Below are 15954 nucleotides of genomic sequence, written 5' to 3' on the forward strand. Positions count from 1 at the left end.
CGCCTCCGACTGACTTATCCTCCCAGACTCTACCTCTCCCACCACATGCAGCTTCAATACCTCCGTAAACCGCACTCCCATTCCCTCTTTCATCCTTGACTCCTTGTCCCTTCTTCTGTAAACTTATTTCAGGACAAGACAGTATCCCCCTTATAAAACAAAGGGGGAACCGCCCAATCTCCCCCCTTAAAAAGGGGGGATGCCGGAAGGCAGGGGGGATTTTTTATGAGAATACAAATTCAAATGTATGAATAGTACGGGATTCGATGAAAAAGTAAGCGGAGGAGGAGACAGACGTCATGGTGCAGGGAGGGCTTTTACTCGTCATATTCGCGGCATCGATAGCATTTATCATCATCATGACATCGAAAATCAGGATGAACGCGTTTCTGGTGCTCCTGTTTGCCGCGTTCGGTGTGGGTCTCGCATCGGGAATGGAACCGGTCGCCCTGATACGGGTTATCACGACCGGATTCGGAAACATCCTCGGATATATCGGCATAGTCATCATCGCCGGTACGATAATCGGGACGGTGCTCGAAAAATCGAGAGCGACGCTCACCATGGCGAATACCGTGCTCGGTGTGATCGGCGAAGCGAAATCGGCGCTCGCAATGTCCGTTACCGGAGCAATCGTATCGATCTCCGTATTCTGCGACAGCGGGTTTGTCATCCTGTCGTCGCTCAACAAAACCCTTGCAAAAAAGGCGCACATTTCCATGGCCACCATGGCAGTCGCCCTTTCGACGGGATTATATGCGACCCACACATTCGTACCGCCGACGCCCGGTCCTATAGCCGCAGCGGGTAACCTCAACGCGGATATCGGTCTGGTCATACTCTTCGGGCTCATTATTTCGGTTCCGGCGGTGATTGCAGGCTATCTGTGGGCGACAAAGATCGGCGCGAAGTACTATGTTGAAGCAGTTGTCGACCTGGAATACGACCGCGAGGTTACGAAGCTTCCCGGTGCGGTAAGCGCTTTTGCGCCCATCATCATACCCATCGTGCTCATCACCCTCAAATCGTTCGCCGATTTTCCCAATCATCCCTTCGGAGAAGGGAAACTCCTCGTCTTCTTCGATTTCTTCGGCGATCCGACCGTAGCGCTCCTCCTCGGTGTTTTGCTCGCGTTCCGTCTCATACCGCGGTGGAGCGAGGAGTATATCAACGGCTGGGTGGGGGAAGGGCTCAGGAATTCGGCGACCATTATCATAATCACGGGTGCGGGCGGCGCATTCGGAGCGGTTCTCAAGTCGACCGCTATCGGCGATTACCTGAGTTCGACGCTGGCTCACTACCAGCTCGGTGTTTTTCTGCCGTTCATCATCGCTGCGGCGCTCAAGACAGCCCAGGGTTCGTCGACGGTGTCGCTCATCACGACATCCGCTCTCATAAGCCCGATGCTTGCCGACCTGGGACTCGCCTCGGACGCGGGCAGGGCGCTTGCGGTTGTCGCCATAGGTTCCGGCGCAATGATCATGTCCCATGCCAACGACAGCTATTTCTGGGTGGTGAGCCAGTTCTCGGGCCTCGATCCCGCAACGGCTTACAAGACGCACTCCATGGCGACCATTGTCCAGGGGGTAACATCAATCATGGTCGTTTATGCGGTTTCGCTCTTTTTACATTGAAGCCTGATGTACGCAGTGCGGTTTTCAACTCTGTTTACAACGCTTGTGCTTATTGCAACAAACTGGGTATTGCTCCGGCGGATAAATATGATACCAATAGCAGGAATAGATGCCGAAACAAGTTCGGCATGACGTCATCCGATATCACTGTTTAATCGCCGAAGCAATAATAATGTAATCTGCTGTAACTCCCCAAAATGAGCAGACATTGAATCCTGTTTGATTGTCCGGGCGTCAATGATTATACTGTATAAATACGATTATGGCATAGTATATATGTTTCACAAACCCGATCAGGTAAATATGCAATGACTCTCTTGAACATGTTCGATAAAAACATTCCCGTCATGCCGGAATCCATCATAAACATTCTCGGTGTGGTATATATCCATGTCAAGACGAGCGACGGCGGTGAAATGTATCTTACCCGATTCGGCTTCCAGTACAGGGATCTGCTCGATATCAACAACTGGTATGAAAAGGAATGGTTCGAGAGCCACCGCGAGCGGTTGAAGGGAACAAGCTCCGTATACCGGATTCATACCAAAGAGATCGATGGGAAAAGTCTCGAGCTCGTTGTAAAGAACTCGCGTGTGGGAGAGGATGTTCCTCTGGCGACTCATACCCTTATAGAATTCATCAATGCCGAGTTCAACAGCCCCTGGGAAGAGTTCTCTCTTGTCATGGAGATGGGAGAGAGCAGGTATGGTCCGGACCCCATCAGGATAAAAACACAGGCCCCGCTGGCCATTTACGTTCCGCCCGAAAAAATGCAGGTATGGCAGAGCGGACGCTCGGTATTCAAGATGAACCGGATACATGCCCGTCATCCCGGCATCGATCTCGATATTCTCAGGCAGTACAAGCTTATATACGGATGGATCAAGGGGAAAAATGTCTTTGAGGTTTTCGATGAGATGGGGACGGACAGTGACGAAATGATCCGGGAACTTGTCCCTATTACGAAAAAGGTGACCGATGACCTCGATATAAAAGGTTATATCATGGCCGATATGAAACCGGAACACGTCATTATCGGCGAGGAACATACCAAAAAGGTCGAGAAACTCGGAAAAAAAATGAAATCCGATACACGGGCGCGGCAGACCGATTATATTCATACGCTCATCAGGCGGGGAAAATACTCTGTGGTCGATTACGAGCTCCTGTTACGGACACCCCAGCATGAACAGGTGATTAAAGATTCGCGGCGTCATTCCTACCTCGATGACCAGCGCGACCGTTTTATCGCCGCGCCGCTCCCCTCACACCTCATGGCGATGGACATTCTCGGAGTGCCCTATGTCCATGGCCATGCCGAGAGCACCAACGGACATGTGTGGGTGGTTGGCAGGAATCCGCGGCTTTTCGACTATTTCCTGCCCGAGCGATGGAGAAAGACACCATGTCTGAAACTGTCGGAAAACAACGAGATATACTATACCCTGACGAAGGACAATATCCATGTAGTCTGGAAAACCTCGCGGGTGGGTGAAATGCCGGCCATGAAGGACAGAGGTGACCGTGCGGCAAAGGTGCTCAACTATGGGTATAACAGCCCGTTCGAGGAGTATGCCATAGCACTTTACCTCAATTCGCACGGAGTACCCTCAGTGTATGTCCGGGCGATATACATGGCCGGAAGCACAAAGATCGAACAGTCGAGCGACATGCGGCGATACGAATCCCACAGTTCGATTGTCGGACCCGACGGAGAGCCCATACTTCGATATGACCATAACTATATCACGATCCGCGGTTACTACAACGGCCCCGACAGCTGGGTAGCCGAACGTCACGGGTGGCTGTACAAGCCGGTGGACCTCGTGAAGGCGCTCGACAGCGGTATCATTTCGAAGGACGAATATGACCGTATTATCGATACGGTGAGACGGAAGCTGAAGAATATCGGGTATGACGGCTCCCTGCTCCAGGGTAACGACATGCTCCTCGTTCTTACACCCGACGGGGAGATTGTCAAGGATGCCGAAGGATTTCCCGAGGCGCGGATATGCAACTTCGAGCTTATCCACTTGCTGTAACCAGGCTTTTATACCAATGAGCCCGATCTATTCACAAAATTTATCAGAACGCGGATTTTCGCGGATTTTATTTTTTATTTATATATTTTTATGTGTTAAAGATTATAAATTGCTAAAGATAGTATAATTAATAACTTATATATGTTTGTGTCTTTGCGGCAAAATATTTTCCGGTTATCCGGTTTGATAAGCATAGGAAACCTTTTTAATCAGAATTGATAATTTCTTCCGATAGTATGTGATCCCCCCTGCCTGCGGCATCCCCCCTTTTTAAGGGGGGCGCGGCTTTTTGGGCACTTTCATCCCCCTTTCTTTAATAAGGGGGACACGGCGAAGCCGAGGGGGATCAATCATGTTAGCTGATTTAACTGGATAACCGGTAAAATATTTTTCACGAATAATCTATGCCAATACTAGAAATAGATGCCGAAACAAGTTCGGCATGACGTCCCCGATGTCATTGTTTATTCGCCGAATCAATAATACTGGATTCCCAATTCACTCCGTTCTTGGGAACGACAATACTCGTACAATAGACGAGTGATTATGAGTTAATTGAATAACGAGTTTCTTTTATTCTTTCAGGAACATAACTCATCCTCAGAATCCCAGTGTGAGCGACGATGATCCCCTCGGATCGGATGCGCCGTACAGTTTGCCGTCAATGAGCATGATACTCTCCGTGCATCCCATGGTTCCCCGCTCGACAACCGTATGACCCATTTCAGTAAGCTCCTGCACAACTTTGCCGTCGAGACCTTTTTCGACCCGTATCTCGTCGGGCATCCACTGATGATGAATGCGGACGGCGTTCGTGGCATCGGCGATATTCATACCGTGGTCGAGGACGTTCATCACGATCTGGAGGGTAGTCGTGATGATCCGGCTTCCACCGGGGCTGCCGGTTACGAGGTAAACTTTCCCGTCTTTCAGGACGATTGTCGGAGTCATGCAGCTCAGCATCCGCTTACCCGGTTCAATGGCGTTGAATTCACCGCCGAGGAGGCCGAAAGCGTTCGGCGAGCCGGGCTTGGATGAAAAATCGTCCATCTCGTCATTGAGGAGTATCCCCGTACCCGCTGCTGTGATGCCGCTGCCATAGCTGAAATTGAGCGTGTAGGTGTTCGATATGGCGTTGCCGTTCCTGTCAACGACCGAAAAATGCGTCGTCTGATCGCTTTCGTACCCGCCCGGCTGCCCCGGAAGAATCTCCGTGCCCGGCGTTGCCTTTGACGGGTTGATTTTTTTACGGATATCGTCCGCATACCGTTTTGAAACGATGCCCTTAACCGGGACTTTCACAAAATCCGGGTCGCCGAGGTATTTCGACCGGTCGGCATAGGCGTATTTCATCGATTCGGCCATAAGGTGGATCGTTTGCGCCGTGTTGTGACCGTACGAGCCGATGGGGAAACCCTCGAGTATGTTCAGCATCTGAATGAGATGAACGCCGCCCGAGCTCGGAGGGGGCATGGAAACGATCTCGTAACCGCGATAGGTGCCGTGAACAGGCGTCCTGACAGCCGGTTTGTATGCCGCGAGGTCTTTCATGGTGATAAGACCGCCGTGCGCTTTCATATCAGCAGCGATTTTTTCGGCGATTTTCCCCTTGTAGAACGCATCGGGACCGTTCTGTGCGATTTCCCTGAGACTCCACGCGAGGTCCTTCTGCACAAGGATGTCGCCGACCTCATAGGGAACGCCGCCCTCTTTGAAAAAAATGGCCATGCTGGCGGGCGAAACTTCCATGTGTTTTTTCTCTTCAATGAGAGACTCGCGGAGGGATTCGTCCACGGCGAATCCTTTTTCCGCAAGCTCGATTGCCGGTCTCAGTGCCCGTTCGAGCGTGATCGTCCCGTACTTTTCGAGCGCGAGCGCCAGTCCCCGAACCGTGCCGGGAACACCGGACGCCCAGTAGCTGTACTGGGATTTTTCCGGATCGGCATTGCCCGCCGTATCGAGGAACATGTCACGGTAAGCCCCGGCGGGAGCTTTCTCACGGTAATCTATGGCGATGGTCTGTTTCGAGTCCGCGAGGTGAATGAGCATGAACCCTCCGCCTCCGATGTTTCCCGCGGCGGGCAGCGTGACGGCGAGGGCGAATCCGACAGTCACCGCGGCATCGACAGCGTTGCCCCCTTCCCTGAGCACTTCGAGCCCCGCCTGAGTCGCGAGGTAATGCTGGCTCGAAACCATGCCGTTCGATGCGGTGACCGGACGGGCGTGATTATCCTGTTGAGCCCCGGTGTTTCCGGCAAGGACACTAAATACAAACATGAAAATAATCACGATTAAAGAGCTTGTCCGCAAGACGTCTGCGCCGAGCATTTTTCGCGTCTTTTTTGTGATGCGGCATATACCGGATGAGACATTCATGACATGTACCTCTTCTGGCGGAATTATGGTTTTTGACAGGTATTTACGATTTATTGAGGTCTGTCAAATTAAAAATCCTTTAGCATCTCTCCATTTTTTAAGAACACCTTTTTAATATGATACTTTCCTTTGCGCGCCCAAAGGAAAGTATCCAAAGGAAAAGGCGCCCGTGTAAAGCCTTTTTCCCCGTTCGCTGTCCGTTTTTCGGGAATGTGTGAACTCACGAGCCTTCGGCTCGCTCGGACAGCACCCATTCTTTTTCCGAGAACCGGATGTGAACGGGGGGCTTTTCAACGGGATTAAAATTCATCAGCAATTATCATATATATTCTATTTATAATCAATGCATTACAATATAACTCAATACGAACATAAGTGTGCAAAATTCGCAAATCGTAAATCGTACATCATTGCTTCCCTTTATAAACGCACCATGCAATCAGTACCCCCGCTGCTCGGCGTAGGGCTGCATCATGCGGTTGAATCCACGGCCGGCGCGGTAGTTGCCCATGAGAAAATAGGGTATCGATCCTCGGCGCGCCATTTCATCTGCCCACTGGGCGCAGATCATCTGCTGGATGATATTGGCTGTGATTCCGCTCGTCGGGCAGAACGTACCGCTCCGTTTCGGAATGCCGATAACTCCCCCGGACTCGGGTGAAAAGCTGTCGAATCCCGCATCGGCTGCATCGATAAGCCGTCCCGGCGGCACGACGCCGTCGACGGATGCCGGGGCGATGCCGATAACGAACGCCCCCTCGACCTGCCTGTCGAGAGCGAGCCTCACCTCTTCCGGGTGCGAAGGCGATATTCCGGATATAAGCATGACATTGCGTGTCTTATGGGCATTCCAGTCGCCGGTATTGGGCATCCATGGGCCGGAAGCGACGCGGACGAGCTCGCTCGCAAGTCCCGTGTGCTCGATGCTCTTGACAAACCACCGGCCGCCCTCACGGATACGGTGCGCCATCCCGACCGCAGTTTCCCTGATACGGTCCCTGTGAGTATCCTTGATTTTTATCACCCGTTCCGTCAGGATTTCGAGGTATTCGGCGCTCCTGTCCACCGGTTTCGCTTTGGGATCGGCGAGCTTGTTGGCGATTTCAGCCGAAAGCATCCAGTAGAGCGCTCCGAGCGCTGTCACGCATGACGGGCAGATTGCCATATAAGGAATTTCGGGCGCATGCACGAGTCCCTGCTCGTAGGGGATATAGCTGTGGAGAATCTCGCTGGATACATCCCTGAGCATGAGGTTGTCTTCGTTCGGCAGGACATACCCCTCGGGCCAGAATTCGTTGTTGACGTAGTTGACCGGTATGCTCACGACGTATACACCGCGGTCACGGGCGGCCTGGAGAGATTTGTTGCAGTAATTGGTGAAGATCATGTCCCCTTTTTTGAGGTCTTCGAACGCCGCTTCCGCCATCTCACCCTTGTTCTGCTTGTCGCTTTTTCCGGTGTGGGTCTTCATGACACAGGGATTGCCGCGCCGCTCCTCGCTCTGCTCCATTGTCGGCATATGACCGATATTCGCCGAATTCCAGACGGTTCCGCCGTTTTTGACGACACTCGCAGCGCGGCTGCTCAGTTCGCCGATATGTTCGAGCTCACCGTGGAGACACCCGAGTATTTCCATGGTACCCCGGTGATACTCGTCCATGAAGAGGATTTTATGCCCGAAATCATATTCGCTGTCCCAACGGCATCCCTCCGTTTTCACGGGACAGGACTTTTCCTGCGCCGCCGATGGCAGGGCAGCGGGAACGCCTCCCGCAGCCACTCCGGCGCCGAGGAGGACACCGTTGCGCAGCAGGCTGCGACGGCTCGTTGTATTCATGGTTTGACCTCCGTTGTATGCTATGGTATGACATTCGTTCGTTTTGCTAAATTAATATACGCGAGCGAATAAATCAAACAACTATGAGATAGATCGACCCGGTTGAAAAAAAACCGGCTCAAATTGAGAGAAATTTTTTGTGAATTTTCAGATATATATTATATACAAGACTGTCAGTATATATAACATATTCCGTAAAACAAGCTTGAGGTGATGAATATTACTTCCCATAAAATAACGCCTTTTTATCGAAGGGGGCTGCCATGAACCGTCGCGACTTTTGCCGTTGTATGCCGTTAACGATTCCCTGCCTCATGGTCGGGTCACACGCTCTCAGCGCCCAGGGGAGTTTCGCGTTCGGAGCAGACCGTCTTCCCGGTGAGCCGCTCGCGCTCGTATATCCCCGCCGGATACGTGAAATGCTGACCCGTGTCCGCGAGACCCAGTCGGGGAACATCCTTGAGGCAGCCTATGCAATCGCCCGTACCGTTGAAAAGGGAAACCGTGTCTGGTGCTACTGGGATCAGGGGCATACATACAGATCGGATATTTTCCCCGGCCGTGACGGCGAACCGGAAATTCTCACTCCCGGATATGACCCGAAACAGGCGAAGAAGGGCGATATCGTGCTCGTGGATTATCCCATGAGCCCGGAGCTCATCGCCGATATAGCCGCGAAAGACCTCTTCGTCGTGGGCGGGCCATCCCCCTGGAGCGGCGACATGCTGTACGGTCTTGAGTGGGTGACTCCCGAGGCAAAGCGCATCCGGCTTCGTCCGGTCGCCGACATCTGGATTGAAACATATATCGATGCCATCGGCGCGCAGGTGAAGATTCCGGGTTCCTCCGCTCCGCTCGGCCCCGAATCGGGCCCGCTTTCCACCTCCATTTTCTGGATGATGATCGCGGACGCATGCCGTATTCTCGCGGTGGACGGCAAACCGGTGAAGGTCAAGGGCGATGAGCCGAAACCCGGCGACAAGACCGACCGGGCATCTCTCTCCGCTCCGCTCATGGACGATTACTTCGACGAGATCATACGCGAGCTTGAAATGGTTGCCGCCGAGCTCGGATCGATACGGAACATGGCGGGTATCGCAGTCGATACCCTTCTCGGCGGGGGGAATGTGTATGTCTACAGCAGGTATCGCGAGGCGCTCGCGAGCGAAGCCACGGGCAGACGCGGGGGATTCGCCTTTGCGAAGAACCTCACGGACGAAAAAATAACCGGAACATCGAAAGACTGTGTGATCGTTGGTACCTACAAGCCCGATGACGAGGCCGATCTCAAAAACCTCGACGCCATGAAGAGCCTCGGCATGAGGACGATGTCCATCGGCCCGGTAACCCGCGGTTTCAGAATCCCCGACGGTAGAATTGTCGCGCGCGAAACCGAAGCCCATGCGGGACGGATGGCCGACACCTACGGGCTTTTCGCCATTCCCGGATTCGAGCGGCGGGTCTGCCCGACTTCGGGAGTGATGGTCACCACCATCCTCTGGACTCTCTCCGCGGAAATTGCCGACCAGATCATCACACGCACCGGCGATGCCCCGGCCATCTATTTCAACGGCGCACTTACCTGGGACGCACGCTGGGACGAGCAGATGCGCGCGCTTGCGGATACGAGGGGGTATTAAGACAGGCAGAAGGCACAAGGCACAAGGCAGAAGGGGAAAAGATAAGACATAAAGCATGAAAGAAAGGCATAAGGCGCAAGGCATAAGGCAGAAGGGGAAAAGATAAGACATAAAGCATGAAAGAAAGGCATAAGGCATAAGGCGCAAGGCATAAGGCAGAAGGGGAAAAGATAAGACATAAAGCATGAAAGAAAGGCATAAGGCGCAAGGCATAAGGCAGAAGGGGAAAAACTAAAGAATCATTACATCAGGTACGTATAGAGGTGAAAAAAGAGTCGGAGAAATGATGAAAAATGATTTATATTAATATGGTGGCATATTTTATAAAAAACCGTAAAAAAATTTTTTTCAGTAAGACGGGAATATCGAATAACAGGGAGAAAATGGCATGGCAGAAAAGAAAAGGCGGTACTCAATCATCGGTGTCTCGGCGCTTGTGATTATCGTTATTGTTGCACTTGATGTGTTCATTGCGCACCGTAAGAACGGCATGTCGATCGATCTGATAGATACCTCCACGGCTGCTCCGGCGAGAAAAGCGGTGGTTACCATTGCGACATCAGCCGACAGGGAGCTTGTGGCACCGGTTCCCATCGACACCGAGAAGCTTACCTATGAACAGATTGATGCCGTTGTCCGCAGGGCGCTCGAACTCGATACATCGGAAACGTCGCTCAAAAAAGTCATAAAACCGTCCGACTGGGTGCTCCTCAAGCTCAACCTGGTGCACGGCCCGGTCAAGGATAATGACGGCAAACGTCAGAACAAGAATTTCTGGCAACACGGTTTCGAGCACTGGGGAGATGTGACCGATGCCCGTGTGGTCAAGAGCGTGATCACGTACATGCTCGAAAATATCAAACCGAAACGCATCACCCTCGTCGAGGGTTCGGGCACATGGGCTGTTGCCGGGAAACGCGGCACAGCGCCGTACTATGATTCCTCCTCTTATGATGTGGACGGATGGACTGTTCAGTGGCGCGAGTTCGATAACCTCTGTTACAAGGACATGTGCGAGGAATTCACGAAGTCCCAGAATCATACCATCGTCGATTATGTCGATCTCAACGAGGATCAGTACCGCTTCGTCCCGGTGCCCGGCGGCGCATTTCAGCGGGTCGACTGCAAATTCCGCGACAGCAAACAGTACGGCCGTGACGCTGTCATACCGGATTCGGGAAAGCTCCGCGACGGGTACTACATGCCGGTGACCATGCTCGATGCCGACAAGCTCGTCAACATCCCCGCCATGAAAATGAACGCCGGAGGGGGAACGCTCATCTTCAAGAACTATGTCGGTGCATTTTCCTCTTTCCCGTACGGTGACGGGGTGGCGAAGAGCCAGATGGACCGTTTCGGATTCGCGCAGGGGATGGTCGATATTTTCAGCTACCGCCCGACAAATTACGGCATTATCGCCGGCTTCTGGGCGTCCGAGAAAGACTGGCCGTCATACACCACGAATCTCCATAATAATATCGTCATCGCCGGAGGAGACCCGCTCGCGGTTGAAGCCACGACCCTCAGAGCAATGGGTGTCAATCCGTACGAAGTTATCCAGACCTATCTTGCACAGGCGAAAGGTTTCGGCACAGCCGACGAAAATGACATCACGGTGGTGGGACCTCCGGTCAGAAAAGTTCGCAGAAATTTTGTCAAACATTCGGCATACATTGGAATCGGGTTCCAGAACTATCTCATGAACGGGCCTTATAAGGAAACCGACCTCGATAAGGACCTGCTCGGCGGCGAGGCGAAAATCAATCCTGTCGATGGCGATACGACGAACGGTAAACCATGGTGGGTGTTCAGGCATCCCTACGGGCTCCCGGAAGCGTATGTGAGCCTCAACGAGAATATCGGGGATGATCTCACGAACACCATCACCTATGCCTACCTCTGCCTCAAGTCATTGTCCCGGCAGGAGGGGACGTTTACCTTCGGATTCGATGACGGCGTCAAGGTCTATCTCAACGGAAACGTGATTTTCAGGGATGACGGCCCCCGCGAATTCAAGATCAGGGAATTTTCGATCCCTGTGACACTCGAAAAAGGCGAGAACCGGCTGCTCATCAAGCTCAAAAACCGTTTCGGGCCTGCCGGCTTCGCTTCCTGCATCGAGGACACCTCGAAAACGAGGCTCTATGACATGGAAGTGACGGTGCCGAAGGAAAAGGGTATGGCATTATTGGGGAAATCCGGTAAAACCTGAAACAGTTTCAAGGGGTGGTGAAAAAGTATATTTTTTCACGCGCCCGGTTACGAAATCTGTTGTCCGGGTGCTGTCAAGGGCATGTAAGCTTGTCCCCGAATCATTAATCGGGGATCGGCACTCCGTGCCGACCCTTGACAGCCTTAATCTTACCATATGGTGTTTACAAGGCTTTTCATCATCTTTTTGTCCGGAGAAACAGCCGGTGACGGTTTTATATGAAATACTCGACGTTTTCTATGATCTCTATGGTTTCATGGAAAAGACGTTCAGAGGGACATATACCGAAAGAACACTGTCCAATACATGGATTCTGTTCACCCAGCTCTGGTATTATGTCGTGCTCGGGGCATTCGCCGCGGTTCTGGTGGCCATGTTCATGGAGCATGAAAAAATCAGGGCATTCCTGACCCGTTCCGGAAGCGCTCCCATTCTGTGTGCGGCGGTTCTCGGCGTGCTTTCGCCGATGTGCACCTTCGCCGCGATTCCCCTTGCGGGAGGCCTTCTGTCGGCCGGTGTTCCCCTGCCGCCGCTCATGGCATTTCTCATCGCATCGCCGCTCATGAATCCTTCGCTCTTTATCATCACATGGGGAGTCATGGGACCGCAGATGGCGATTGCGCGGACGGTTTCTGCTTTCGGGCTCGCGGTGTTCGGCGGCTGGATAACCGATGCCGCTCTTGCACGCGGCTGGGTCAGCTTCAAAAATCCGCTGAGAACCGGATTCGCGGCTGAAACTCACGTTCCGTCATGCCATGCAGATGCGCCCGCCAGACGCCTCACCGACACCATCGTACACTTTTTCAGGCATTCCCGGAAGATGACCCTCTTCATCGCACGATATTTCATGCTGGCGCTCTTTCTCGCCGGAGCCGTGCAGGCCTGTATCAGTCCGCAGTGGATTGCCGCGCTCCTCGGCGGAACGGGATTCAAGTCGGTGCTCCTCGGCGGGCTGCTCGGTATACCGCTCTATGTGTGCGGCGGCGGGACAGTCGCGCTTATCGGCGTCCTGGTCGGCATGGGCATGGGGCAGGGCGCCGCGCTCGCATTCTTCATAACCGGCCCGGCGACCAAGATTTCGACAATCGTATCGCTGCATGCCGTTCTCCGGAAAAAAGTGGCGCTCGTATACCTCGGTGTAACGCTCATCGGGGGAGTGCTCATCGGGTACGGCTACTCGAAGATTTCCCCGGAACTGACTATCGACTCACGCTGGTATGGAAGAGTGGAAGCAAAAGAGGATGCGGTCATGTACAAACCGGGCGTCGGCTCACCCCAGAGCGGATTCTGAAAGATTTTCCTATAATTTCTACAGGTTTATTCTCCCGATATATTCACAAAATATAATAGAACGCGGATTTACGCGGATTGGACGGATTTTCGCTGATTTGTTTTTTATATTTTTATAATCCATTGATAATTATGGATGATAGTATAAATACTCCGTTAAATCTATTTGTGTTTTGGTGTTTTTGTGGTTAAATATATTCATGAATAACCTCATAACCATAGATGGTCACATCGAAAGGTGAAAATGTAATTTCCAATTAATATTGAGCCTTATTCCGTGTTCTCCGTGTCTCCGTGGTGAAATCAGTCAAGTATATTTTCAGATAAATTTGATGTATGGTATGAACCAGACAATAAAACACTCAAAATCCGATCAGGGGAGTTTTCGATGCTCAGAGATTCCACGAATAGAATGGCGATCGCAGCCTGTATCCTTCTTACAGCCTTTGCCTGTCAGGGTTTTTCAGATGTTCCGCGCGGAACGATTCCGGCCGGGCTCAAATCGATTCTGAGAAAAGACCATCCCCGTCTTTTCTTCAACGCAGACACCTTTCCTGCCATTAAAGCCCGGGCGCTCAATGAGGATGCGAAACTCTACAACGACATGAAAGCGCGTGTCGACAAGCTCGATCCCGCCGCGCTGGAATCGAAGGATTACGGCATTCCCGCCGCCGAAGCAGCATTCGTGTACCTCGTCGAGGGTGACGAGCGGTACCTGGCCCTGTCGAAAGAACTGCTGAAAAAGAGCATTTCCTTCTACCACGAGTGTTACAACCAGCAGAAACCGGTGAACTGGTACGCTTACACCCGGATTTCCGCTTGGGCCGCATACGACTGGATATTCAACCGTCTCGGTGATGAGGAGCGAAAGGAGATGGGCCGCTCGTTCCTCGATGAGGTGGAACTCGTCCAGCCCACAGACAAACGTCACTACTTTTACCCGCAGGAGAACTGGTCAGGCCCCACGACCGGTTTTTACGGCAACCGGTCGCTCCTCTGGTATGCCGGGCTTGCCACATACGGCGAGGGTGTGGACGATGTACGCGCCGAATCGTTTCTCGCCGAGGGATACCGTCTCAACATGGAAGTCCTCGCGCACCGCCGGAAGGGCGCGGGCGATGACGGCGGCTCGGCGACCGCATCGTTGAATTATGCCATGGCGGCATACCCGTGGGCTGAGTTCAACTTCTTCCATACGTTCCTTTCGGCGACCGGGAAGAATATCGCCCTCGACTGGCCGAATGTATCGTACCTTCCCGGATACCTCTACTGGAACATGCTGCCGGGACGGCGCGAATTCGGCGCAGGCGATGCTTACCACTCAACGAACGAGCTTGCCCTCGGCAACATGCGGAGCCACCTTCTCCAGATCATCCACTTTTACGGCAAAGACAACCCGGAGTGCGCCGCATTCGCAAAATGGATGATCGGTCAGGTGCCGGAAGGAAATTTCGGGACGCTTCCGTTTACCCCCTTTCTCCTCACCAACCGTTACGAAGCGCTTGCCCCGGCCGGACCGGCGGAGGTTATGCCATACGCCCGTCATTTTGAGAACATGGGGCAGGTATTCATGAGATCGGGGCCGGGACCCGACGATACCTATGCCCTGTTCATGGCAGGCGGCGTGCTCGAACAGCACAAACACTTCGACAACAACCAGTTCGTAATCTACCGAAATGGATTCCTCGCGCTCGATACCGGCTCGCGTCCTCTGGGTATCCATACCCAGAACTACTTCCCGCGGACGGTCGCACATAACTGTATTCTCATCCAGATGCCGGGAGAGGTGATGCCCATCTATGTCGATAAGGGCGCCGGCGGCGGCCAGCGGTGGGGAGCGCCCGCTCCCGGAGAGGAAGAACTGCCCGTTCCCAACGACGGCGGCCAGAACGAGCTCATGGGATCGAAGGTCGCGGCATTTGAAACCTGCGCCGATTATTCCTATGTTGCCGGTGATGCCACGCCGTGCTATTCGGCGGAGAAATGCACGCTCGTCCTGCGCCAGCTCGTGTTTCTCAACTCCGATTTTTTCGTTGTTTTCGACCGTGTCGTTTCGACCAGGCCCGAGTATAAAAAAACCTGGCTGCTCCACACGGCAACCGAGCCGGAAATCAGCGGGCAGACATTCACCGCGTACCAGGAGCGAGGCAGGCTCTTTTCAAGGACACTTCTGCCGGTGAACGCCGAACTGGTCAAAATCGGCGGGCCGGGAAAACAGTTCTGGTCGGACGGTCACAACTACGCCATGCCCGCCGGCAATGCCGTTCCGGATACGACGCAGCTGCTCGGACAGTGGCGGGTCGAGGTGAGCCCGAAGACGCAGGAAACGGGGACGGTGTTTCTCCACCTCATACAGGTTGGGGATATCGGTCTCAGGGACATGGCCGGTTCCGAACTCGTACGAAAGGGAAACCGCGTGGGAGTCCGTTTTTCAAACGTTCACAGGACATGGGAAGTGCTGTTCGGCACCGAAGGAAAAGCCTCGGGACATATTTCCATAACAGAGGGCGGCACGACATTGGTCGACCGTGAGCTCACGCAGTCGGTCATGCCCCAGCAGGGCCTGTTCGGAACGGGCGGGAAGTAAAAAACGAACTCTGGTCGTTCAATCAGGATATAGAAAATAAGAACAATATATTTTGCGCGTTGGAGTGCCATTCCCGTGAAAACGGAAATCCATATCTCATGCTCATCACATAGTGACAGTAATAATGGATTCCCAATTCACTTCGTTCTTGGGAATGACAATCATCGTATGATATATCAGTGATTATGGGCTGAATGAATAGTGTCCGGTTAAAATTGTTATAAAAGTTCGAAATATCCTGTAAACAGGGCATTTACCGGCATATGGATTGTTTTAGATTTGATTGTTACCCCTTTTCTCCACCCTAACTCACCCCCTGCCCCCTCTCTTGCCACA

At 52.8% G+C, this 15954-nt stretch carries 8 protein-coding genes; 6 read left to right on the top strand and 2 right to left on the bottom strand.

All coding sequences use genetic code 11. The features are described from left to right. Window positions 1-299 precede the first annotated feature (299 nt). Complete coding sequence (locus LLG96_11255) at window positions 300-1634, top strand: GntP family permease (GenBank protein MCE5250785.1); 1335 nt, start codon at window positions 300-302, stop codon at window positions 1632-1634. A gap of 308 nt (window positions 1635-1942) precedes the next feature. After that, a complete protein-coding gene (locus LLG96_11260) occupies window positions 1943-3676 on the top strand; it encodes a hypothetical protein (GenBank protein ID MCE5250786.1) in 1734 nt (577 codons plus the stop codon). 600 nt (window positions 3677-4276) lie between these two features. On the opposite strand, the gene ggt is transcribed toward LLG96_11260, so the two are convergent. Beyond that, window positions 4277-5953: a gamma-glutamyltransferase gene (gene ggt / locus LLG96_11265; GenBank protein ID MCE5250787.1), complete on the bottom strand. Its 1677-nt coding sequence runs from the start codon at window positions 5951-5953 to the stop codon at window positions 4277-4279. 538 nt (window positions 5954-6491) lie between these two features. Then, the gene (locus LLG96_11270) at window positions 6492-7889 is read right to left on the bottom strand and encodes a hypothetical protein (GenBank protein ID MCE5250788.1); all 1398 of its coding nucleotides are present in this window, start codon (window positions 7887-7889) and stop codon (window positions 6492-6494) included. 263 nt (window positions 7890-8152) lie between these two features. Between LLG96_11270 and LLG96_11275 the strand changes: the two genes are divergently transcribed. From LLG96_11275 to LLG96_11290, 4 genes are all read left to right on the top strand, one after another. Beyond that, the gene (locus LLG96_11275) at window positions 8153-9529 is read left to right on the top strand and encodes a hypothetical protein (protein ID MCE5250789.1); all 1377 of its coding nucleotides are present in this window, start codon (window positions 8153-8155) and stop codon (window positions 9527-9529) included. A 388-nt stretch (window positions 9530-9917) separates the two neighbouring features. Continuing rightward, window positions 9918-11741 (top strand): DUF362 domain-containing protein, encoded by a 1824-nt coding sequence (locus tag LLG96_11280; protein ID MCE5250790.1) that lies wholly within the window; start codon window positions 9918-9920, stop codon window positions 11739-11741. Between the two features lie 205 nt (window positions 11742-11946). Next, window positions 11947-13032 carry a permease gene (locus LLG96_11285; GenBank protein ID MCE5250791.1) on the top strand — a complete coding sequence of 362 codons (1086 nt, stop codon included), beginning with the start codon at window positions 11947-11949 and terminating at the stop codon, window positions 13030-13032. Window positions 13033-13419: 387 nt separating this feature from the next. Next, the gene (locus LLG96_11290; protein ID MCE5250792.1) at window positions 13420-15618 is read left to right on the top strand and encodes a heparinase II/III family protein; all 2199 of its coding nucleotides are present in this window, start codon (window positions 13420-13422) and stop codon (window positions 15616-15618) included. The last annotated feature ends 336 nt before the right edge of the window (window positions 15619-15954 follow it).

It is taken from the genome of bacterium, assembly GCA_021372535.1.
GTDB lineage: Bacteria > Latescibacterota > Latescibacteria > Latescibacterales > Latescibacteraceae > JAFGMP01.